The sequence below is a fragment of the Nocardia jinanensis genome, from assembly GCF_014645735.1.
Taxonomy (GTDB): Bacteria; Actinomycetota; Actinomycetes; order Mycobacteriales; family Mycobacteriaceae; genus Nocardia; species Nocardia jinanensis.
Genome location: NZ_BMMH01000023.1, coordinates 1 through 22,625, shown reverse-complemented (window position 1 = coordinate 22,625; position 22,625 = coordinate 1). Strand labels below are relative to the sequence as shown.

Below are 22,625 nucleotides of genomic sequence, written 5' to 3'. Positions count from 1 at the left end.
GGCCCAACCGAACCCGGCGGCCCCGCGTGACCACCCTTCCGCAGCTGATCGCGAACGCTGTCGAGACCAATCCCGACGGTGCGGCACTCGTCCTCGCCGACGGCACCGGCCCGCTGGAACAGGTCAGCTACGCCGATCTGGATGCCTGGTCCAGCCGGTTGGCCCGGTCGCTCATGGCGCGCGGTATCGGTCCGGAGGACCTGGTGGCCGTGGCCATCCCGCGTTCGCTGGACGCGGTGCTGGCGGTCTGGGCGGTCGCCAAGACCGGCGCGGGTTTCGTACCGATCGATCCCGCCTATCCGCCCAACTGGATCGCGCATCTGCTGGTCGATATCGGCGCCGTCTATGGCCTGGCGGTCTCCTGGGTCCGCAACGAACTCCCCGACGAGATCGAATGGCTACAGGTCGACACGGTCGGCGCCGCCCGTGCGCTGGAACAGTTCTCCGCCGAGCCCGTCACCTACGCCGATCGGATCCGCCCGCTGCGGGCCGAACATCCTGCCTACGTCAGCTACGCCAGCGACGGGGAGAGCTCACCGGACGGCGTCGTCGTCACTCAGGCCGGTCTGTCCGGTCTGTGCTCTGAACAGCAGGGTCGCTATCGGGTCGAACCCGAGGACCGCACCCTGAACTTCGCGCCGCTTCCCTCGGATTCGTCCGTACTGGAGCTGTTGCTCGCGCTCGGTGGCGCCGCGACCATGGTGGTGGTGTCGCCGCTGGTCTCCACGGCGGACGAACTGACCGAACTGCTGCGCCGCACCGGGGTCACCCACGCCTATCTGACTCCCGATGCCCTGCAGGTGATCGATCCGGCTGGGCTGGACGAGCTGGGCATCGTGATCACCGGGCGCCGGCCGTGCCCGCCCGAACTGGTGTCGCGCTGGGCGATTCCCGTCGGTGAGGGCTCGACCAGGGTTCTGTACCAGGGTTACGGTCCGGCCGAGTCCACCGTCATGACCAGTATCAGCACCGCGCTGGCCCCCGGTATGCCCGCGACCATCGGTGCCCCGATCCGCGGCGTGACGGCGCATATCCTGGACGAACAACTCGCGCAGGTACCCGATGGCGCGGTGGGTGAGCTCTACCTCGGTGGGCCGCAGCTCGCGCGCGGCTATCACCGCCGGCCCGGGCTGACCGCGCAACTGCTGATCGCGGATCCGTACGCCGACGACGGGTCCCGGCTCTTCCGCACCGGTGACCTGGTGTGCCGCACCGGGGGCGGCGAGGGCGAGATGGAATACGTGGGGCGGATAGAACTGCCGGCCACGCAGCCGGTACCACCGGATGTCGCGTTGTGGCGGGCCGGGACCGCGGACACGCCCGCTGAGGAGCTCGTCGCCGAATCGGCGGCGGTGCCGGCCGAACCACCGGCCGACTTCGAACAGAGTCTGCCGATCCGCGAGACGCCTGCCGAACAGCCGGGCCCCACTGCCACCGAACCGGAGCGGCCGGCCGGCGACGATACCTTCGGCGGCTACGCCCTGTCCCCGCAGGAATCCGGACGCCCCGATGCCGTAGCCGGGCTACCCGCCCGTCCCGTGACCAACAGCCGACTCGCCTCCGAACAGCGCGATATGGAGCTGCCCGGCCGCGGTTACCTGGAAATGCCCGACCGCCAGCAGCCGCTGGGCGGTCGCGGCGGCCGGACCGCGGAACCACCACCGGCGCCGCCCGCGCCCGCCGCGGCGGAACCGGAAGCGAGGCGGTCTCGGGAGCCCGCCGCCGACGCGTGGCTCAGCGGCGGCTACCAGTTGCCGTCACCGGGCGATTCACAGACCACTCGTGGGGGTTCGCTCCCGCCGGTCGGTGGTGACGCGCTGGCGTTCTACGAGAACACGCCGAAAAGCCCGGAGTCGCCGGGGGCCGTCAACCGGGCACCGCGGCCCGCCGTGCGCCCGGAGGAATCGCACGCCTCCGACTTCCCGTTCGGCGCCCGGGAAACCAACTCCCCGAGCCCGCTGTGGCCGCGTCCCGGCGGCCCTGTGGCCGGGGCGGATGAATCTCCAGTGCCGGATCCGGCACCGAGCGAGCACACGGCAGCGGTACAACGCCCCGAATCCATCCCGCTCTCCCCGGGGCAGTTGCGGCTGTGGGAACGCAACCGGTTCACCCCCGAAGAAGGCTCCGATACCGTCACCGCCGCGATGACGCTGACCGGCACTCTCGACGCGGCGGCCATGCAGGCCGCCGTCGCCGATGTGGTCGACCGGCACGAAACGCTGCGCACTGTGTATCCGGAGGTCGGCGGCGTACCCCATCAGGTCGTCCTGCCACGCGAACAAGCCGTGCCGGAAGTGGTCGCCGAACCGGTCGGCCCCGCCGAACTGGCGGGATGGCTGGCCGCGCTGTCGCAGACCGACTTCGACGCCGCCGACCCGGAACAGGTGCCGGTGCGGTTCGCGCTCGCCGAAACGGGTCCGCGGGAACACGTTGTCGCGGTGGTCGTGCACCGCATCCTCGCCGACGAGGTATCGGCCGGGCTGCTGCTGCGGGATCTGTTGCGCGCGTTCCTGGGCCGTCGTAACCGCTCGCGGCCGCTGTGGCAGCCGCTGTCGGTGCAGTACCTGGACTATTTCCTGCGCCGCCGGGCCGAACTCGGCGAGGTCACCGAACCGGACTCGCTCGCCGCCCGGCGGCTGGTGTTCTGGCGGGAATACCTGGCCGGATTGCCGCCGCGGCTGGAAATTCCCGCCGCGGCCCCGCGCTCCGGCGCCACGGGTTACGGCGTGCACGGTTTCGAGATCGGCACCCGGACCCATCGGCGGATCGCCGATATCGCCCGCCGCGGCGAGGTATCGGAGTTCATCGTGGTCCGCGCGGCGTTCGCGGTGCTGCTGGCCCGCTCGGCGGCGGTCACCGATATCGTGCTCGGCAGCTCGGTGCGCGGCCACGACGAACGCGAACTCGACGATGCGATCGGGCCCTACGCCAACACCGTGGTGCTGCGTACCCGGATCGACCCGGCGGAATCCTTCCTCGACCTGGTGGCGCGGGTGGCGGAATCCGATCGCGCGGCCTTCGCCCACGCGGATCTGCCCTTCGAGATCCTGGACGCGGCGATCGGTGCCGGTGCGCCGCTGTTCGATATGGCGATATCGCTGCGGCACAACGATATTCCGCGGTTGGAGATGCCGAGCCTGGCCACCGAGCCGATCGATACGGCGAGCGCGTCCGCGGAGTGCCTGCTGCGGTTGGTCATCGACCCGCATCGTGCGCCCGACGGCTCGCCGGACGGGATCGCGGCGGCATTCCACTACGCCGCCGATCGGTTCGACGCCACCGCCGTCGCCGAAATCGCGCGCCGGTTGCAGCGGGTGCTCACCGTCGCCGGCGGTGACCCGGACGGGCCGGTCGGGGATATCGATCTGCTGTCGCGGGCTGATCTCGACCGGTTACTCGTGGTCTGGAACGACACCCGGTACCCGGTGGCGCCCGATCTGCTGCTCGACGGTTACCGCCGCACCGTCGCCACCCGCCCCGATACGGTGGCGGTGGCCGACGCGGAATCGGAGCTGACCTATCAGGCATTCGACGCTCGGGTCAACCGGGTGGCCCGGCGACTCGTCGCCGCTGGTGTCGGAACCGAAACGCCGGTGGGCATAGCGATCCGGAACTCGCCCGACCTGCTGGTGGCGATCTACGCGGTGCTGACCGCCGGTGGGGCATGCCTGCCGCTGGACCCGGACGATCCGGCCGGTTGGAACGCGCGGGTCATGGACACCGCCGACCCCGCCTGTGTCCTGGTGGGCCGGGCGGACGAACAGCGACTGGCGGCGGCGGCGTCGAAGACGACCGGGCCGCAACGGACGATACCGACTCTGGTGATCGACGCCGATGATCTCGCCGAGTACTCGGCCGACCCGGTGCGCCCTGAGGAACTGCTCCGTCCCGTGCGCCCGGGTAATGCCGCTTACCTGCTGTGCGCATCGGTCTCGCCGGACGGGCCGGAGCTGGCCGTGCTCTCGCACAGTGCGATCAACAATCAGGTAACCCTGATGCTCGCCCAGCACCCGATGGGTTTCACCGACGTCTACCTCCAGCAGAACCCGCCGACCCTCGACACCTCGCTGTGGGGGACCTTCCTACCGCTGCGCGCGGGTGCGGAACTGGCACTGGCCCCGGCCGGAACCCGGGATCCGGAGCGGATCGCGGAGACGATCGCCGCGCGCGCGGTCACGGTCACCGATTTCGGACCCGATGAACTCGCCGCCTTCGCGGGTCATGCCGACCCGGGTCCGGTGCGCAGTCTGCGCGAGGTGTTCGTGACCGGTGGGCCGCTGGCACCGGATACGGCCGCGACGGTGCGGCAACGGTGCGGTGCGCGAGCGCAGAATCTGTACGGCGCCTGCGAGATCGCCGTATCGGCGACATCATGGCCCGCCGCCGGATCGGCGGAACGTTCGGTCCCGATCGGGCTGCCGCAGTGGAACACCCGAGTGTACGTATTGGATTCGCGACTGCGGCCGGTCCCGCCCGGGGTACCCGGTGAGTTGTATCTGGCCGGTGACCAGCTCGCCCGCGGGTACGCGGGCCGGCCGGGTGCCACCGCGGACCGGTTCGTGGCCAATCCGTTCGGGTACGGCCAGCGCATGTACCGCACCGGGGACATGGTGCTGTGGCACGAGGCCACCGCCACCACACCGCAGCGACTCGATCACCTGGGCCGTACCGACGACCAGTTCGGGTACCGGGGTCATCGGGTCCGGCCGGCCGCGATCGCGGCCGCCCTGCGCGCCCTGCCCGGTATCGCCGAGGCCGCGGTCCTCACCCGCAGCACGGGTCCGGCCGTATCGTCAGCCGCGCGCCCCGGCGCGCGCCTGGTCGCCTATGTGGTGCCGGAGCAGGCCGGGATCGAGCCGGATCTCACCGCAACCCGCGCCGCGCTCGCGCGGACGATATCCGTGCAGTCGGTGCCCGCGGCTTTCCGCGCGGTCGAGCGGATCCCGCTGACCGGCACCGGTGAACCCGACCGCACGCAGCTACCGGATCCCGACAGCGTCGCGCCGCTGCCACCGGACCCGGGCCCGTGGGCCGGGGACATTCCCGCCGGGCCCACCGCTGCCGTGGACGCCGGGGAGTCCGCGCCGCCCGCGGATCCGGCGATGGCCGCTACCTCCTCGACCGGGATCTCCAGCAGTGCCCCGGTGGAATCGTTCGCCGGTATCGCAGCGGAGGCCGCCGGTGAAATTCCCGCGACTCCGACCGCTGCTCGGCTGCTGGACAATCCTGTACCCGGTGTCGAGATCCGGTCGGTCGTCCTCGATCTGCCCGCCGACCAGCCCTTGAGCCGTACTGAGGCGGCGGTGCGGTCCCTGGTCGCCCGGCATCCGATGCTATCGGCCCGGCTCGACCCCGGCGATCGGCCGCTCATCCTGCGGATCCCGCCACGGGACCAGCGGGGTGAACGCCAGTACTGGTGGCTCGGACCGGAATCCGGGGAGAACACGGTCGCCACCGACGATGTGGTGCAGGCGGCGGCCGACGCGCTCGACCCGGCGTCCGGTCGCAATATCCATTTCGTCGTCACCGGTACCGAGCCGGAGCGCCGGCTCGTAGTGGTGGCCAATGGGCTGGCGGTCGACGACCGGTCGTGGCGGATCGTCGTCGACGAACTGGTCGCCGGCTGGACCGCCACCGAACTCGGCGCGGCCGCGCCGGAGAGTAAATTGCCACAGCTGGCGCACGCTCTGGACGCGCGCGCCCGCTCCATCGAATTGCTGGACGAGTCCGGTTGGTGGCGGCGCAATCTGGCCGGCGCGCAGATCGCCACCCCGCTCGGGACCGCCGATCTGCGGCCCCGGCGCCGGGTCTCGCTGGCCATCACCGCCGAGGGCACCTCCGCCGTGACCGTCGCGGCCGACGCCTATCAGGCCACCGTGCCCGAAGTGCTGCTGACCGCCGTCGCCATCGCATTGCGCACCGGGGAACAGGGCAGGGTGGCCCGCGCGATCGGGTCGCTGGTGCGCTGCGTCGCCGACGCCCGCTCGTTCACCAGCGGAACCGGCGATCTGGTGGGCGGTTTCGCGACCGAGTTTCCCCTGTCGGTTCGAATTCTCGATATCGATACCGCCGAAGCGCTGGTCGGTGGTCCCGCGGCGGGAGCCGCACTGGAGCAGATCCGCGATCTGTATCGTTCCGTCCCCGATGGTGGCGCGGGTTACGCGCTGCTGCGATACCTGAACCCGGAGACCACCGCCGAATTCGCCGCCGCCGAATCGGGCCGGTTCACTCTGCGTTACCGGGATCTGCGCCCCGCCCGGGTCCATACCGACGGCCCGGCCGATGGTGTACCGCTGGTGCTCACCGTCGACTCCACCGACGACGGCCTGCTGTGCCGATTCGACTACGCGACGGAGATGTTCGCCAGCGAGGATGTGAAGACCTTCGCCGAGCACTGGGTCCGCGCTCTGGGTGGTCTCGCCGAACACGGGCTGCGCCCGGGGATCGGTCGCGCGGAACCGGCGCCCGCGCCGGCGCCTGAACCCGAGCCGGTCCCGGACGCGGAAGTCACCTCACTACTCCGTCCGGTCACCGACTTACCCGGTGCCGCCGAGCCCGCGCCGGAACGCGGCGCGCTACCGCGGCGCTCATCCGCCGGAGATTCGCATTCCGATGTAGCGGGTTCTGTGCCCGGTACGTCGCCGGGGCGCGGATCCGCTGGAGGTTCGCTTCCGGATGCGGCGGGTTCCGCGTCGGGCGCGCTACCGCAGCGTGGAGCAGCCGGAGATCGGCTTCCGGGCGCCACGGGTGCTCCTGCCGCCGGTGGATTGCCGCAGCGCCGGTCCTGGTCCGCCGAGTCCGCTCCGGCCACGGAGTCCGAGGCCGGTGCGTCCGCTTCCACCGGTCTGCCACAGCGTGGGCCCACCGACCCGGCGGGATCGCCCGCAGAACCGGATGCGCGGGCACGGCCCGAAGCGCGCTCGCTCCCGTCACACGGCACCACGGCCCCGGCGGCGGCCCTGGGTGAGCTCGAGGTGAATTCACTCGCGACGCCGTCGCTGCCGCAGCGCCATCCGCGACCCGAGACTCACCCAGCCCCCGTATCGGATCCGGGCCCGGTCTCGCTGCCGCAGCGCCGTCCGCAGCCCGAATCGCATTCGGCTCCGGTCCCCGCGGCCGAGGAGCCATCGGCGTCGGGCGGCGTGCTGCCGCGGCGCCGGCCGCGGTACGACGGCGGGTCCGCGGCCGATCCGGTTCCGGCGGAGGGCCCCGGTATCCCGGCGTCCCGGCCGCGCGCCGGGGGCGAGGGCGGCTCGATATCGGAGCCGCCGGCCACCGCCGAGCGGTCGCCGGCCGAGTTGCCCCGGCACCGCTTCGGCACTTCCGGAGTCACGGAGCCGGCCGGTACGGACGCGGAGTCGGCCGAGGCCCCCGCCGCGACGCCGGGTGTGCTACCGCAGCGCCGTTCCCGGCTCGACAGCGGGTCCGCCGCTGAGCCGTCGCCGCAGGCCGCCGATCCCTCGCCGGTATCGCTGCCGCAGCGGCGGTCGCGGCTCGGTGAGCAGCGCGATACCGAACCCCCGGCGACCACATCGGAGCCCGCGGATCCGCTACCGCGGCGGGATCCGGCCCCGCCCGTCGCGGCCACCGGCCTCGGTTCCGATTCGGTGGCGCCGGGCCTGCCGCGCCGCGAACCCCGCCCCACGGCCGAAGCCGATGATCCCGCCGACCTCGTACGCGACCCGAGTCCCGTTCCGCTGCCACCGCGCGGGACCCGTGGCGAGACGGATCCGGAGCCCGTGGCGGAGTCGATGCCGGCGGCGCTGCCGCGGCGTCGTCCGAAACCTCTCCGGGACGAGACGGCGTCGGACGGACCCCGGGACTGGACCCTGAAGCGTTCGCAGCCCGCGGTACCGCCGGAGCCGGAACTCACCGCCGATCCGGAGCCCACCACCTTGCTGCGGCCGATCCCCGATGTGGAGACCACCGCGTACATGTCGCCGGTCGTCGACGTCGGATCACGCGATGACCAGAGCACGCTGCTGTCGCTGTTCGACGAACAGGTGACTCGCACGCCCGCGGTCCCGGCGGTGCGCCAGGGCGCGCGGGTACTCAGTTACAGCGAACTGGACCGTAAGTCCCGGGCACTGGCCGCGGAGCTGATCCGCTTCGGTGTCGGGGCGCAGACCGCGGTCGCCGTGGCCATGCGTCCCGGTATCGACCTGGTGGTCGCGGTCTGCGCGATACTGCGCGCCGGTGGCGCATATGTACCGGTCGATCCCGGTCGTCCGGCCGGGGAACTCGACGAGTTGCTGGCAACGGCGGCACCGATCTGCGTCCTGAGCACCTCGGACGAGGGGGTCACCACCGGCACCGGTATCTCGGTCGTCGCCATCGATCTGCTGTATCTGGACCTGCCCACCGATCCCGCCGCGGACCCGTTCGTCGTCGCCGACGATCTCGCCGATATCCGGTATGTCCCCGGCGGGGTGGCCGGTGTCACGAGTACGCACCGGCAATTGGTCGAGCGATTGCGGCGGGCCCAGCGCAGTCATCCCTACGATTCGGCCGATCTGGTGCTGCACGCGGCGCCGACCGTCGCCGATATCACACTGTGGGAGCTGTTCCGGCCGCTGCACCACGGCGCCCAGATCCTGATGCCCGATCATCCGGGCCGGGCCGCCGATCTGTCCCGTTCGATCGCCGCGAACAGGGTGACGATCGTGCACGTCGTCCCGTCGCTGCTCGACCGCTTCCTGGATTCGGTGACCGACGGTGGCGGCCGTGCCGCGCATCCGAGCCTGCGCCGGTTGGTCGTGGACGGTGCGGCGCTCCCGCCCGGCGGCGTCGAACGGTTCATGACGCTGTTGCCCGGCGCGGAACTGGTCATCTGGTACGGCCACAACGAGACCGGTGTCATCACCGTGGGCTCGGTCGGTGGGCGGCCGGTGACCAACGACCGGGTTCACCTGCTGGACGAGCAATTGCGCCCGGTTCCGCCGGGCACGGTCGGGGAGATGTACATCGGCGGTCCGCAGCTGGCCCGCGGCTATCACGCCGCCGCCGGAGAGACGGCGGCGCGGTTCGTCGCCACCGGTGGCGGCAAACGGTTGTACCGGACGGGCGACCTCGTCCGCCGACGGGACGGTGTGTTGGAATATGTCGGGCGTGTCGAGCGCGTCGGCGGGTCGCTCATGAGCGGCTCCCGCCGGGCCGGGCATGATTGAACCCGGACCGGAGCGTTCGGAATCACCGAGCGGGCGCGCGTTCGTACCGCGTCGCCGCGATCCACTCGACCGGAACGAGATGCGCGGGCAACGCTACGGTAACGATATGTCCGCAAAGTACGACTACAGGTACAGAACCGCCGGGGTGGGTGAAACCTGCCCGGCTACTGTGAGGCGTTCGGGTCCTGGCGCCGGTAATTGCGGCGGGGAATGAACCCGGATGAAAATTCGAGACGAAGCGAAGGTGCGAAATTGATACGTCGACTCACCCGGCGTGGCGGTAGGCGCGCCGCGGCGATGGTCGCGGCCACAGCAGTGCTGACCGGTGTGATGACGGGGCTCGGCGGTAGTACCGCGGGAGCGGACCCGATCATCGAATCCAAGACCCTGCTGGCCGATCCCACCGCGCCCGACGGGTCACGCATCGTCAAGGCCGAGTACAAGGACGACCGCAGCCTGCGTCTCTACGTCTACTCGGTGGCAATGGACAAGGACATCGTGGTCGATGTCCAGCGCCCCGCCGATGCTTCGGTGCCGCGGCCGACGCTCTACCTGCTCAACGGCGCGGGTGGCGGCGAGGACTCGGCCTCCTGGCAGGCACAGACCAACACCCTCGATTTCCTGTCCGACAAGAACGTCAATGTCGTTCAGCCCATCGGCGGTTCCTGGAGCTACTACACCGACTGGATCAAGGACGACCCGGCCCTGGGCCGCAACAAGTGGAAGACCTTCTTCACCGAGGAGCTTCCGCCGCTGGTCGACGGCGCGCTGGGCACCAACGGTGTGAACGCCATCGCCGGTCTGTCCACCTCGGGCACCACGGTGCTGGCCCTGCCGATCGCCAAGCCCGGTCTCTACAAGGCCGCCGCCGCCTACAGCGGCTGCGCCCAGACCAGCGACCCGGTCGGTTCGGAGTTCGTGAAGCTCACCGTCAACACGTGGGGCGGCGGCAACACCGACAACATGTGGGGTCCGCAGGGCTCGCCGGAATGGGTCGAGAACGATCCATACGTCAACGCCGAGGGTTTGCGCGGTCTCGGCCTCTACGTCTCCACCGGTAACGGCCTGCCCGGCCGCTGGGACACCCTGAACGGCCCGCACACCCTGCCCGGCGCCTACGGCCTCGCCAACCAGGTCCTCGTCGGCGGTGTCATCGAAGCGGGCACCAACTACTGCACACACAACCTGAAGACCCGGCTGGATTCCCTCGGTATCCCGGCCACCTTCAACTTCCGTGATTCCGGCACCCACTCCTGGGGCTACTGGGAAGACGAGTTCAAGGCTTCCTGGCCGGTCCTGGCCGGTGGTCTGGGAGTCTGATCCCGCCCGTTTCTCGCACGCCCGTGCCGGGGCGGCCATGTGCCGCCCTGGCACGGGCGTTTTCACACCCCGCGCTTCACGCGCCGGATGCGGGCGCGGCGAAGACGACATCCGCTTTCTCGCTGCCGGGGTCCGTGAATTGCAGCAGCGCGCTCGCCTCCGCGGCGACCGCTTCGGCATCGCGGGCGGACAGCGGCCGATCGTAGGGGCGCACTGTGATCGTCACCGACGCACCGGCCCGGTCGATGGTCCAGTCACCTGCGGTGAACCCGTCGACCAGCAGGATCTGCGGAGCCGGGCGCTGGGTGCGATAGCCCTGTCTGCCGTGTGCCTCAGTGAGCACCCGGCTCCGGTCCGCGTGCGAGAGCAACAGGTTGTCGAAGTCGTAGAGGAACCTGGGCGGAGCAGGGGTCTCGGGGTCGGGGCGCGGGGCGTCGGGCAGGTCGAACAGTTCCCGGCCGTCGGTGTCGGTGAGGACCACAAGGTCCGGCCGCATCGGTTCGACGATCTCGCGCAGCCGTGTCAGTCCCGACCACATCTGCACGTCTTTCACATCGGCCGGTCCGAAGGCGGCCAGGTAGCGCAGAATCATCTGCTCGAGCGATACCGGCTCGGTAGCCGCCGGCCCGAGCCATGCGTCGATGCTGGTGTGGGCGATCGGCCCGCTGCGGCCCCAGACACCGCGCGGCGGCACCTGGACCAGCGGCACCTGGTTGCGGATCGCGTAGACCAGCGAGGCGGGGGAGCGGCCCGGCCAGCGCGGCCCCAGCAGTTCTGCCAGTTGTTTGTTGGTCAGCGGACGCGGCGCGAGCAGTTCGATCCCGTCGGCGACCAGCTTCGCCATATCCAGGTCCGCGATGGGTTTGCCGTGGGTGTGGTTGCGATACAGGTCGCGATCGAGCACCGGCTGGATCAGGGGGCGTAGTGCGCGCGCGTCCCGTGGGGTTACCAGATGGATCGTCGAACGCATCAGGGCGATCCGGATCAGGGTCCGCTCGGTGAGCGGGCCGCCCGCCCGGCCGGGCACGAATCCGGCCAGGCGTGACCACAAACCCACGTACCAGCTGTGCGGGGTCTGCGCCTGTAGCCCGACCAGATGTTCCACCGCGTCGGCGACCGGTAGCTCGCTGCGCCGCAGCAGCAACTGGCGTTCGAGGGTGGCGCGGTTGAGCGCGCGGCGGCTGAGTATCTGGGTCATCGGCGCAACCTTTCGACCCGATGATCATTCGGGCCGAAAGGTCCTCGCGCAAGTCCGATCCTGCCCGGTCGGGAGTGCCGCGGGTGTTCGTGGCTACTCCGCGAAGACCGCTTTGCGTTTGCCGAGCATGGCGCCGGCGCCCTCGAAGAAATCGGGGGATTGCAGCAGTTCGACCTGCCCGGCCTTCTCGTCGGCCAGCGCCGCGTCGAGGGCGGTCAGGGTGGCCCGGTTGAGCGCCTTCTTGGTGAGTTCGAGGGCGCGGCGCGGACCGTGCGAGATCTTCTCGGCGGCGGCCTCGACGGCGGTGTCCAGGTCCTCGGTGTTCGCCAGGACCTCGGTGAACAGTCCCTCCGCATGCGCCGCAGGGGCGGGCAGGCGTTCGCCGAGTAGTGCCATCCGGGCCGCCAGCGGGCGACCGGCTGCCGCGGCGACCAGGGCGGCGGCCCCGCCGTCGGGCATCAGGCCGATATTGATGAAGGCCAGCAGCAGGTAGGAATCGGCTTCGGCGTAGACCAGGTCGGCGGCCAGCGCGATCCCGACACCCACCCCGGCGGTCGCGCCGCGCAGGCGGACGATCACCGGCACCGGTAGGTCGACAATGGCGCGGACGAGCCGGTTGGCGGCATCCATCACTTGGTCGGGGGTGATCCCGCGGGCGCCTTCCGCGGCGCTGGCGGCGAGGTCGGCGCCGGTGCAGAAATCGCCGCCCTCACCGGTGAGCACGACCACTCGCACGGCCTTGTCCTGTGCGGCGGCGAGGAAGGTATCGCCCAATGCGACCATGGAGTCGTAGTCGAGCGCGTTCTTGCGTTTGGGCTTGGTGAGGGTTACCCGCAGAACACGACCGTCCTGCACGGCGGAGAAACCCGCCGGCTGCGTTGTGGGGGAATCTGTGTCGACCATGCGCGCTCCATCGGGTGCGGTCCGGTGCCAACCGGGTGGCGAATAGCGGTTAACGTTGCGAATTGTGGTTAACTTAGGTTGACTTGTCGCGCGCTGTCAACACCGGCGGCGCCGCCGACGGAACGGAGAATGCATGGTCGCGGATAGCAGCCGGGTGGACCCGGTGCGCGTGCGTCCGGCCGACCGTGGCAACGGCCAGGGCGGGCGGCGCCGGCCCAAGGACCGCAAGGTACAGATCATGCGTGCCGCGGCCCGGGCCTTCAGCGAACGTGGGTACTACCCGGTCGGCGTGGACGAGATCGCCGCCGAGGTCGGGATCTCGGGTCCCGCACTGTACCGACATTTCGCCAACAAGTACGCCCTGCTGGTCGCCGCTGCCGAGGAAGGCGCGCGGCAGCTGCTCGAGGCCGCGCGCGCCGCGGACGAGCCCGGGGCGAGTCCGGACGAACGCCTCGACGCCGTGATCCGGGCAGTCTCCGAGCACACGATCGAGATCCGGCGCGAAGCCGGCCTGTACCGGTGGGAGGGCCGATATCTGGAGCAGCCCGATCGGGCCCGGATCCGCACCCTGTACAACGAGATCAACAACGCCTTCGCCGCGCCGATCGAGCAACTGCGCCCGGACGCCCCGCCGGAGGACATCGCCCTGCTGGCCGCGGCCGTACTCAGTGTGATCGGCAGTATCTCAGCGCATCGCACCGCGCTGTCCAGTGTCAAACTCCTTCCGCTGCTGCGCGATATGGCCTGGTCGATCGTGCGCGCCGAACTGCCGCCCGCGCCCGGAGCCGGTGAACCGGACAACACCCCGCGGGGTCTGCCGGTGACCTCCAAACGCGAACAGTTGCTCACCGAGGCGATCCGGATCTTCGGCCGCCGGGGCTACCACGAGGCCAGTATCGAGGAGATCGGCGCCGCCGTCGGGATCAACGCATCCAGCGTCTACCGGTACTTCAGCAGTAAATCCGATCTGCTGGCCGCGGCCTTCCATCGCACCGGTGACCGGCTGGCGTTCGCCATCACCGAGGCGCTGGCCGAGGCCAGCGGCCGCGCCGACGCGGTGGACAAGATCGCCGACCGGTATGTCCGGCTCAGTTTCACGACACCGGAGATCATGTCGGTGTACTACGCGGAGTTCTCGAATCTGCCCCCGGCCGAACAGCACAAACTCCGGGCCATCCAGCGGCAGAACGTGCACGAATGGGCCAATCTGCTCGACGGTGATCCGATCGAGGCCCGTTTCCGGGTGCATTCGGCGATCGGCCAGGTCATCGATGTGGGCCGGTTGATCCGCTTCGATTCCCGGCCCCAGCACATGGCCCGGGTACACGCCCTCATGATGGCCACGCTGCTTGGGCCTTCGGCCGTCTGATCGGTACTTGCCGAGCCGCTCCGCACGGTCCGATGTCCGCCCGTCGCCGAACGGGTGCCGGCCCGGACTCGGCTCGAACCGTCCATTCGCCCGCGTCGGTGACCTCGTCGTATTCCGATCACGGCCCATCGGTTCTGGAAGTTCGGGGCAGGGGCTTGACCTTGCCCTAGGGGCAAGGTTCGACGATCGGCCCATGAACGAGATGGAACAGAAACTGACGGAGTTCGTGGCGGCGTCGGCGACGGAACTCGGGGTGCCGGGTGTGGCGGTGGGCGTCTGGGCCGACGGCCGCGAGTACTTCGCATGCCACGGTGTGACCAGTATGGAGAACCCCCTCCCGGTCGATCGGGACACCGGCTTCGTGCTCGGGTCCGTGAGCAAGACCTTCACCGCGACCGCACTCGTGCGACTCGTCGATCAGGGACTCGTGGAGCTGGACGCGCCGGTGCGGCGCTATGTTCCGGAATTCGCCGCGCCCGGTGTGGCGGCGCGCGATATCACCGTATCGCAGCTGCTGAATCACACCGCGGGACTGGAATGGAAACTCGGTGCCGACACCGGCGAGGGCGACGATGCTCTGGCCCGGCACGCCGAGCTGCTCGCGGCGGCACCGCTGCTGGCCGAACCGGGCGCCCGGGCGTCCTACAGCCAGGCCGGTTTCAACCTGGCGGGCCGGATCATCGAGAACATCACCGGGGAGACCTTCGAACGAGCCGTGCGCACCTTGCTCTTCGAACCCGTGGGCATGACGGGCAGCTGCTACTCCCACAACGAGGTGATGACCCGCCGGTTCGCGGTGGGCCACAACACCGGTGCGGACGGCACGTCGGCCGTGGCCACGCAGTGGAAGGACAACCGTTCGAACAACCCCGGCGGCGGTGCGGTGTCCTCGGTCGGTGATCTGCTGCGGTGGGCGCGGTTCCACCTCGGTGACGGCCGTACCGCCGACGGCGATCGGCTCATATCCACCGCAGCGCTGCACCGGATGCGGCAGCAGACGGTGGAACTGCGTGGGAGCACGCTGGGCGACGCATTCGGTATCTGCTGGTTCCTGCGCGAGATCGACGGTGTGGCGACCATCGGGCACGGGGGGTCGGGTAATGGCCAGTTCGCCGATCTGCTGATCGTGCCCGAGCGGGATTTCGCCGTGATCGTGATGTCCAACGCGGGGCCGGACGCGGGCCTGGAATTCGATCGCGGCGCGGTGCGGTGGGCGCTGCGGCATTTTCTCGGTGTGGTGGACCACGATCCGGAACCGCTGCCCTACGACGCGGCGCGGGCGGCGGAGATCACCGGTCGCTACGAGAACGAGATGATGCGGCTCACCCTCGAAACCGACGGGTCGGCGATGGCGATCGGATGTGCCATCAAACCGGAGGTCCGCGCGGCCGCGGATACCGAGCTGCCGCCCGATCTGCCGCCCGCGGCTCTCGGCCTGCTCCCCGGCGACGCCGACGAATACATCGTGACGGCCGGTGGCCTGATCGGACAGCGCGGGTACTTTACCCGGGACGCATCCGGTGCGGTGGTGGCCATCGACCTCGCCGGCCGGATATTCGCCCGCGCCCGGTGACGGATACGGATCGCGCGGCGAATCGTCGGAAGGGAACAACGTGATCACCATCGGTCAGCTCGCGCGATACGCCGGCGTCACGACCAAGGCCGTACGTGTCTATCACGAGCGCGGCCTGCTTCCCGAGCCGCCGCGCGACTCCTCCGGCTACCGGCGTTACCGGGCCGAGGACGCCGTCGAGCTGGTCAGGATCAGGACCCTGGCGCAGGCGGGTGTACCGCTGGCCCGTATCAAGGAGTTGCTCGCCGCAGGTCCCGGCGAGTTCGCCGCCGCGGTCGCCGAGATCGACGCCGCGCTCGTCGAACGCGCCGAGGAGATCCGGCGTACCCGCGCCCGGATCGCCGAGTTGGAAAAAGGCGACCGGCTCTTCGTCTCCGCGGAGGTCGCCGGATATCTCGATCGGCTGCGAGGACTGGGCGCGAGCGCGCGAGCCGTTCGAATGGAGCGAGATATCTGGATCCTGCTGCAATCGGTGGCGCCGGAGCAGGCTGCGGGCTGGGTCGCCGACAAGCTGGATGCCCTCGGTGATCCGGAATTCGCCGCTCTGTATCTCGATTACGATCTCGCGTTCGACTGGTCGCCCGATGATCCGCGACTGCCGGACCTGGCGGAGCGTACCGCGTGCTGGACGGCCGGCCGGAGTGGTGAGGCGGGCAGTACGCCGCCGCCGCTGGATCCGGAACTCCTCCGTCTGGTCACCGGCTCGATCGGTATCACTTCACCCGCCTGGGATCGGCTCACCCGGCTTGCTCGAAGCTCCGATGTGTGACGGCGGACAGCACTGTTGCAAGGCGTGATACGGGAGCGACCGGGACGATCGCGGTCAGCCGTGCCGGAACCGGAAAACAGTGCGCGCCAGCCGCAACCGCCGCACATTGCGGTTGAGACTGGACAGGCCCAATGGTTCCCCGTACCGGTTGCGCGCGATCGACAGGGTCCGGCTGAATTCGCGTAGACCGTGTACGCCGTGGCTGTGTCCCTGACCGTACTCACCGATCCCGCCGAACGGCAGTGCCGGGATACTGGCATAGGTGGTGGCCGTATTGACCGTGACCACCCCGGCGCGCAGGCGTTCGGCATAGATCTCGACCTCGGCGATATCGCGGGTGAACACCGAAACCGCGATACCGCGGCCCGCGTCGTTGATCCGGGTCACCGCGTCGTCGAGATCGCGCACCTTGTTCACGATGAGGACCGGGCCGATCCCCTCCTCGGTGATGGCGGTGCTCTCCTCCGGTACGTCGACCAGCACGATCGGCTCGACATACGGTTCGCGGATCGAATCCAGCCCGCCGACGACCGCGCGGCCACCGCGCGCCAGCGCGTCACGGACCTGTTTGCGCACCACCTCGGTCTGCGATTCCAGGATCATCGGCCCATAGGACGAGCGCCGGTCCGCGCCCGGTTTGAGCGCGCGTGCCCGGGCGGTGACGAGGCCGAGGAACTGGTCGTAGACCGAGGCGGCGACATAGGCTCGCTGGACACCGGTCGCGTTCTGCCCGGCGTTGGCCATCGCCCCGAACACCGCGGCGTCGGCGGCGTCGTCGAGTTTCGCGTCGACGTGCACGATCATCGCGCCCTTGCCGGAGTTCTCGATCACCACGGGGGTCATGGTCTGGGCGCACAGTGAGATCACCTCGCGGCCTTCGGCTTCCGGCCCCGCGTACGCGATCTTGTCGACCCCGGACCGGCACAGCGCGGCCGCGGTGGAATCGTCGCCGGTGAGCGCCGTGAGGACCGGGCGGTCCGGGGCGACCTCACGCCAGGTGTCGGCCAGCCACAGTCCGGTGCCGCTGGTCACCTCGTGCGGTTTGAAGACCACCGTGTTACCCGCCGCCATGGCGTAGGCGATCGAACCCATGGGGGTGAAAACCGGGTTCTGCCAGGGGCCCAGGACGCCGATCACGCCGAGCGGCAGATAGCCGACCGAGGCCCGCTGATTACGGGTGAGCCAGTTGGAGGCGATCGAGCGCCTGCCCAGCGCCCGGTTCGCGTTCCGGGCCGCCCAATCCAGATTCTCCACGGCGAGCATGACCTCGATCGCGGCGTCGGCCTCGGGTTTGCCGGTCTCCTCGCGGAGGATCTCCACCAATTGCGCGGCGCGGCGCGCGATTATCCGTTTCCACTCCAAGAGCAATCGTTTACGGGTTCCGAAACCCGCTGTCGACCACCAGTTCTCGACCGTTCGTGCGGAGTGGACCGCGCGTTCGAGGTCGCTGGGTCCGGCGACGGCATAGCTGCCCACGACCTCGCCGGTGCGGGGGTCGTGGGATGTGAGCACGCTCGGTCGGCCGGATCCTCCCGAACGCGCCGCCACCTCGGGCTGCGCGGTATCGGCCATGGAACTCAGATTATGGTGGTGACGTAGCGCCGACAAGACACCGGTACTGCCCCTCGACTGTCCTTGCACCGCCGACCAGGGTGGATGACCGGCCACAGCGCTGCTGTGAGCAAAGGCACAATTGATTCGACCCGGCTCGGGGTAGTGGCGGCGCTCCAGCGCACCGTATCCCAGTCGGTAACATCGCGCCCGGCGCCAGGGATCATCCACGGGGATACCGGTGCGCCGGTCACCCCGCAGCCCCATCCGGCCGAAGTGGAGAGTTGATGCCGAGTTCGAACGAAGCCGGGACAGTCACCGGCGAGAATGCCCCGCCGACTCGTTCGGTGGATTCCCGCCCGCCCGGTGGGGATACACCGGAACCCCGGATCGGGGACGTATCGGAGTCCGGGACCGGCCGCGCACCAGCGGCTTCCGCGTACGCCCACACCAACGGCTCCGGCCCCGCCGCGACCGCTTCCACCCACGCCGTCCGCGTCGAGAACATCACCAAATCCTTCGGCGATGTGCACGCGTTGCGCGGGGTGAGCTTCGCCGCCGCGCGCGGCACCGTGCTCGGGATCCTCGGTCCCAACGGCGCGGGCAAGACCACCGCTGTGAAGATCCTGTCCACCCTGCTGCGCCCCGATTCCGGGACTGCCGTCGTGGCCGGTCACGATATTCGTAAGGATCCCGCGGGGGTGCGCCGGTCGATCATGATGACCGGCCAGTACGCCGCCCTCGACGAGAATCTGTCCGGCCGGGAAAACCTGGAGCTGTTCGGCCGGCTGATGGGTCTGGGCAAATCGGCGGCCCGTAAGCGCGCAGACGCGCTGCTGGCCGAATTCGATCTCGTGGCCTCCGGTCGCCGTCCGGTGCGCCAGTACTCCGGCGGTATGCGGCGGCGGGTGGATATCGCCTGCGGCCTGGTGGTCCGGCCGGAGGTGGTGTTCCTCGACGAACCGACCACCGGTCTCGACCCGCGCAGCCGCCAGGGTGTGTGGGATCTGGTGAGCGCGCTGAAAGAGCAGGGCATCACCGTCCTGCTCACCACCCAGTACCTGGAAGAAGCCGATGTGCTGTCGGACAACATCATCGTGATCGACAAGGGCACGGTGATCGCGGAGGGCACCGCCGACGAGCTCAAGGAGAAGACCGGCGGCAGCTACTGCGAGGTGGTACCGCTGGACCCGACCCAGGTGGGCCGGGCCGCCACAGCCCTGGGGGATCTGGTTCCGCCCGCGCTCGCGCTGAGCCTCGGCGGTGCCGAACGATTGTCCATCCCGGCCCCCGAGGGCGCGGCCACGCTGGCCGAGGCGCTGCGCCGCCTGGACGCCGCCGATATCGCGCTGGCCGATATCGGCCTGCGCCGCCCCTCGCTCGACGATGTGTTCCTGTCGATCACCGGCCATCCGGGCCGTGCCGAACAGCCGGGCGACCCGGCATGAGCGAGTCGGGTCGTGAGGCGGTAGCGACGCGTGACCACGCAGGGCCCTCGCCCATGCCCGAAGGGCACCTCGTGCGCGCTCCCGCGCTATCGCGGCCGGACCTGTTCGGCGAGTCCTCGCGTACGCGGGTGTCCTCGTTCGCGCAGTGGCGGGCGCTCACCGGCCGCGTCGTCTGGACCATGGCGACCAAGGGCGAACTGATCGCCGCGATCGTGATGCCGCTCGTCTTCACCGTCGGTTTCTATCTGCCGCTGCGCTATGTGATGCAGTTCCAGGGCATCGACTACGCGCAGTTCGTCATGCCGATCGTGGTGCTGCAGACCATGGCGTTCACCATGATGTCCAACGCGCAGCTGGCCGCGGTCGAGGCGCTCACCGGGTTCAGTACCCGGTTGCAGACCATGCCGATCGGCCTGCTGGTACCGCTGACCTCGCGAATCGCCGCGGGCCTGGTCCGCTCGACCGTCTCCCTGATCGCGGCCCTGATCTACGGCCACATCATCGGTTTCGAGTTCACCGGGGGTTGGGGGCAGACCGTGGGGTTCTGTGCCTTCGCGATCGCCGTCGGGACCGTGCTGGCGGTCGGCGCGGACGGGCTGGGCAGTCTGACCAAGAGCCCGGCGTCGCTGAGCCAGGCGCTCACGTTGCCGACGTTGATCTTCGGCATGATGTCGTGCGGTTTCGTTCCGGAGACCGGCTTTCCCGAATGGGTCCGGCCGTTCGTGCGCAACCAGCCCATCACCCAGTTCGCCTACGCGCTGCGCGATATGGCCGGTGACGGCGTGACCTGGGATGTGCTGCGAGTGGGGTTGTTCTGGCTGATCGGTGCCGCCGCGGTGTTCACGCCGTTCGCGGTCTGGGCGAGTGTGAGGCGGGCATGAGCGTTATCGAACGACCCGTGGATACCGGAACCGATGAATCGCCGCATATCGCCGCGCTCGACCTGCCGCGGGTGACCGCACGGTCCGAGCGGTCTCCGGTGGTGTGGGCGGTGCACAGTTCCATCCAGTGCAAACGCCTGCTGACAGCCTGGCTGCGTGATCCGGCCACCACCATCCAGACCATCGTCTACCCGGCACTGACCCTGGTCATGTTCTGGATCGTGCTCGACGACTCCATCTCCGGTTTCACGGGTAAGCCCGCCATCTACGGCACCGTCCCGATGATCACCCTCGTCGCGGCGATGACGGGTGCGGTGGTCAGCGCCCTGGGCTTCAAGGTCGAGAAGGCCACCGGGTTGCTCGGCCGGTTCTGGACCATGCCGATCCATCGTGCGGCGGGCCTGACCGGCCGGCTGTTCGCCGAGGCCATCCGGATCGCGATCACCACGATCATCATCATCGCCGTGGGTTTCGCCCTCGGATTCCGCTTCGATCAGGGCCCGTGGGCCGCGCTCGGCCTCATGGGAATCCCGATCCTGTTCGGTATCGCTTTCGCGGTGTTCATCACCGCGATCGCGACCATCACCCAGGGTCCGCTGCTGGTCCAGCTGGTCGGGATCGTCATGAACCTGCTGCTGTTCTTCAACTCCGGGTTCGTCCCGGTGCTCGCCTACCCGAGCTGGTTGCGGTCGACCGTGGAGAACCAGCCGATGAGTTGCGCCATCGAGGCGATGAAGGGGCTGTCCTACGGCGGCCCGGTCGCCGAACCGCTCGTCGACACGCTGCTATGGGTGGCCGGGGCCATCGTGGTGTTCGGCTATCCCGCGATCCGCGGTTACCGGAAGTCCGCCGAGAACAGCGGCTGACCGTGGTCGGCTACTTCCGGGATCCGGAGGATCTGGTCTCGGAAGTAGCCGGTGCGAACGGGTAGCCGGCCCAGCGGTCGCGATTGGTCCAGCCGACCAGGTCGTAGCGCCAGCGGAACGGCCAGGTATGGGAGACCGTGTTGAACAGCACCGCGCCCAGCGCCGTGTAGTCGTCGTGTGACGACAGCAGGGCGCGCTGCGCGCGCGGTGACGCGGAGAAGAAGGAATCGAACATGGCGATCGACTGCTCGGTCGTCAGCCTGCCCAGCCCCCACAGTCCGCGCGACCGCATCCAGTAGGTGAGGCGGGCCTGCCACGGCCACAGCGCGCCGATCGGATCTTCCCCGGCCAGTATCGCGGTGACCGCGGTATCGGCCAGCGCGAAGGAATCGGCCACGCTGTAGCCGGTGCACGGATGCATCATCCCGCCGCGCGATCCGTAGGGCACCACCCGGCCCACGCCGTTCTTCGGGGGCGGGGTGTCCAGCGGATAGTGGGCGGCCTCGCTCGGCTCCTCGCCGGTCAGCTCGATACCGTGCGCGGCCAGTCGCGCGAGGGTGCGTTTACGCAGCTCGTGCTGCGGCATCCCGCCCCGCAACCCGAGGCTGGTCTCCTCGAAGATCACGGTGCCGTCGCCGAGCGGCACCGAGTACAGGAACGAGGGCGGCTCATCGGGGCCGGCGCCGTTCTCCGGCCGCCAATCCAGCAGCAGTCCCTCACCGTCGCCCACCATGGGCGCCGCGGTTTCGGCGTTCACGAAGATCCCGTGCGCACTGGCCGCGCGCCGGTTGCCGAGCGCCGGCATACCGCGCGAATCCGCCACCACCGCCGCGCGGATCACCGTCCCGTCGGCCAGCTCGACCTCGCGCGCGTCCACCCGGGTCGCCCGCCCCGCATAGACCCGGGCGTCGTCCAGCGGCAGCGCGTCACGCAGCAGCGGCTTCGACAGCACACAGTAGGGGCGCTCGATCTTGATCTCGGAGGTCGTCCAGACCACGGGGGTGGGGATCCGGCTCGCGATCACACTGTGCGGCAACCAATCCGGAAGTTCATCGATCCAGCAGGAGAAGGTCGGCGGCCAGAGGCGGTCGGGGCGGGGGTCCACGGCGGCCACGCGCAGCCCGGCCACGATAGCGCGGTAGGCGAGGGCCCGGCCGGAGGGACCCAGTCCCACGACACAGATATCGAACTCCCGGACCACGCTCTCTGACATGTCCTGCATTCAACGGGGTGGGGCGGGGGAGAGCAACAGGCCACAACCGCTGATGGGTGGACAGCGTCGAGAGGTGCGCTGGTGGGAGGAGGGTAGGTCGGCTGTTCATGCGGGGTCGGGGGTGGAGTTGTGGGTAAAGCGGGGCCAGGGGTGGAGTTGTGGGCAATGCGGGGCCAGGGGTGGAGTTGTGGGCAATGCGGGGCCAGGGGTGGAGTTGTCGCAAAGGTGGTGATGCGGGCCCACTCGTGAAGGTGCTGTGTTTTTGGCGCCGCCTGCGGCGTCGCGGGGTTGAGGCCCCCTCAGTCCCGCCGTTCAGGCCTCGAGACTCGCGCCTTCGGCGCATGCGCTTTCGAGGCCTGAACGGCGG

General features: G+C 69.7%; 12 protein-coding genes. 8 read left to right on the top strand and 4 right to left on the bottom strand.

Annotated elements, in window-relative coordinates; translation table 11 throughout:
* Window positions 1-26: 26 nt before the first annotated feature.
* Both IEY68_RS30615 and IEY68_RS30610 read left to right on the top strand, forming a co-directional pair.
* A complete protein-coding gene (locus tag IEY68_RS30615) occupies window positions 27-9,167 on the top strand; it encodes an AMP-binding protein (protein ID WP_063000445.1) in 9,141 nt (3,046 codons plus the stop codon).
* Between the two features lie 297 nt (window positions 9,168-9,464).
* Window positions 9,465-10,487 (top strand): alpha/beta hydrolase, encoded by a 1,023-nt coding sequence (locus IEY68_RS30610; RefSeq protein ID WP_058856161.1) that lies wholly within the window; start codon window positions 9,465-9,467, stop codon window positions 10,485-10,487.
* Window positions 10,488-10,563: 76 nt separating this feature from the next.
* Here the strand turns inward: IEY68_RS30610 and IEY68_RS30605 are convergent, their stop codons facing one another.
* Both IEY68_RS30605 and IEY68_RS30600 read right to left on the bottom strand, forming a co-directional pair.
* Window positions 10,564-11,685, bottom strand: a complete 1,122-nt coding sequence (locus tag IEY68_RS30605; protein WP_058856162.1) for a winged helix DNA-binding domain-containing protein — start codon at window positions 11,683-11,685, stop codon at window positions 10,564-10,566.
* A gap of 93 nt (window positions 11,686-11,778) precedes the next feature.
* Window positions 11,779-12,588, bottom strand: a complete 810-nt coding sequence (locus tag IEY68_RS30600; RefSeq protein ID WP_058856163.1) for an enoyl-CoA hydratase-related protein — start codon at window positions 12,586-12,588, stop codon at window positions 11,779-11,781.
* Window positions 12,589-12,721: 133 nt separating this feature from the next.
* Between IEY68_RS30600 and IEY68_RS30595 the strand changes: the two genes are divergently transcribed.
* From IEY68_RS30595 to IEY68_RS30585, 3 genes are all read left to right on the top strand, one after another.
* A complete protein-coding gene (locus tag IEY68_RS30595) occupies window positions 12,722-13,957 on the top strand; it encodes a TetR/AcrR family transcriptional regulator (protein ID WP_082681545.1) in 1,236 nt (411 codons plus the stop codon).
* 193 nt (window positions 13,958-14,150) lie between these two features.
* Window positions 14,151-15,530 carry a serine hydrolase domain-containing protein gene (locus IEY68_RS30590; protein ID WP_058856164.1) on the top strand — a complete coding sequence of 460 codons (1,380 nt, stop codon included), beginning with the start codon at window positions 14,151-14,153 and terminating at the stop codon, window positions 15,528-15,530.
* A 40-nt stretch (window positions 15,531-15,570) separates the two neighbouring features.
* Window positions 15,571-16,299 (top strand): MerR family transcriptional regulator, encoded by a 729-nt coding sequence (locus IEY68_RS30585; RefSeq protein WP_058856168.1) that lies wholly within the window; start codon window positions 15,571-15,573, stop codon window positions 16,297-16,299.
* Window positions 16,300-16,353: 54 nt separating this feature from the next.
* Here IEY68_RS30585 and IEY68_RS30580 read toward each other — a convergent pair whose 3' ends face one another.
* Complete coding sequence (locus IEY68_RS30580) at window positions 16,354-17,871, bottom strand: aldehyde dehydrogenase family protein (RefSeq protein WP_082681546.1); 1,518 nt, start codon at window positions 17,869-17,871, stop codon at window positions 16,354-16,356.
* Window positions 17,872-18,137: 266 nt separating this feature from the next.
* On the opposite strand from IEY68_RS30580, the gene IEY68_RS30575 reads away from it, so the two are divergent.
* The 3 genes from IEY68_RS30575 to IEY68_RS30565 are packed head-to-tail and all read left to right on the top strand — an operon-like array spanning window position 18,138 to window position 21,045.
* Complete coding sequence (locus IEY68_RS30575) at window positions 18,138-19,298, top strand: ATP-binding cassette domain-containing protein (RefSeq protein WP_229719135.1); 1,161 nt, start codon at window positions 18,138-18,140, stop codon at window positions 19,296-19,298.
* A gap of 53 nt (window positions 19,299-19,351) precedes the next feature.
* A complete protein-coding gene (locus IEY68_RS30570) occupies window positions 19,352-20,179 on the top strand; it encodes an ABC transporter permease (RefSeq protein WP_229719134.1) in 828 nt (275 codons plus the stop codon).
* Window positions 20,176-21,045, top strand: coding sequence for an ABC transporter permease (locus tag IEY68_RS30565; protein ID WP_058856166.1), 870 nt, complete (start codon window positions 20,176-20,178; stop codon window positions 21,043-21,045). The genes IEY68_RS30570 and IEY68_RS30565 overlap by 4 nt, the downstream gene beginning before the upstream one ends.
* Before the next feature lie 10 nt (window positions 21,046-21,055).
* Here IEY68_RS30565 and IEY68_RS30560 read toward each other — a convergent pair whose 3' ends face one another.
* Complete coding sequence (locus IEY68_RS30560) at window positions 21,056-22,258, bottom strand: lycopene cyclase family protein (protein WP_058856171.1); 1,203 nt, start codon at window positions 22,256-22,258, stop codon at window positions 21,056-21,058.
* Between the last annotated feature and the right edge of the window lie 367 nt (window positions 22,259-22,625).

What these genes read in the sequence shown, in the direction of transcription:
- IEY68_RS30610 (WP_058856161.1), top strand. Translation starts at nt 9,465, where the DNA reads ATGGTCGCGGCCACAGCAGTGCTGACCGGTGTGATGACGGGGCTCGGC.
- IEY68_RS30605 (WP_058856162.1), bottom strand. Translation starts at nt 11,685, where the DNA reads ATGACCCAGATACTCAGCCGCCGCGCGCTCAACCGCGCCACCCTCGAA.
- IEY68_RS30600 (WP_058856163.1), bottom strand. Translation starts at nt 12,588, where the DNA reads ATGGTCGACACAGATTCCCCCACAACGCAGCCGGCGGGTTTCTCCGCC.
- IEY68_RS30595 (WP_082681545.1), top strand. Translation starts at nt 12,722, where the DNA reads ATGGTCGCGGATAGCAGCCGGGTGGACCCGGTGCGCGTGCGTCCGGCC.
- IEY68_RS30590 (WP_058856164.1), top strand. Translation starts at nt 14,151, where the DNA reads ATGAACGAGATGGAACAGAAACTGACGGAGTTCGTGGCGGCGTCGGCG.
- IEY68_RS30580 (WP_082681546.1), bottom strand. Translation starts at nt 17,871, where the DNA reads ATGGCCGATACCGCGCAGCCCGAGGTGGCGGCGCGTTCGGGAGGATCC.
- IEY68_RS30575 (WP_229719135.1), top strand. Translation starts at nt 18,138, where the DNA reads ATGCCGAGTTCGAACGAAGCCGGGACAGTCACCGGCGAGAATGCCCCG.
- IEY68_RS30570 (WP_229719134.1), top strand. Translation starts at nt 19,352, where the DNA reads ATGCCCGAAGGGCACCTCGTGCGCGCTCCCGCGCTATCGCGGCCGGAC.
- IEY68_RS30565 (WP_058856166.1), top strand. Translation starts at nt 20,176, where the DNA reads ATGAGCGTTATCGAACGACCCGTGGATACCGGAACCGATGAATCGCCG.
- IEY68_RS30560 (WP_058856171.1), bottom strand. Translation starts at nt 22,258, where the DNA reads ATGTCAGAGAGCGTGGTCCGGGAGTTCGATATCTGTGTCGTGGGACTG.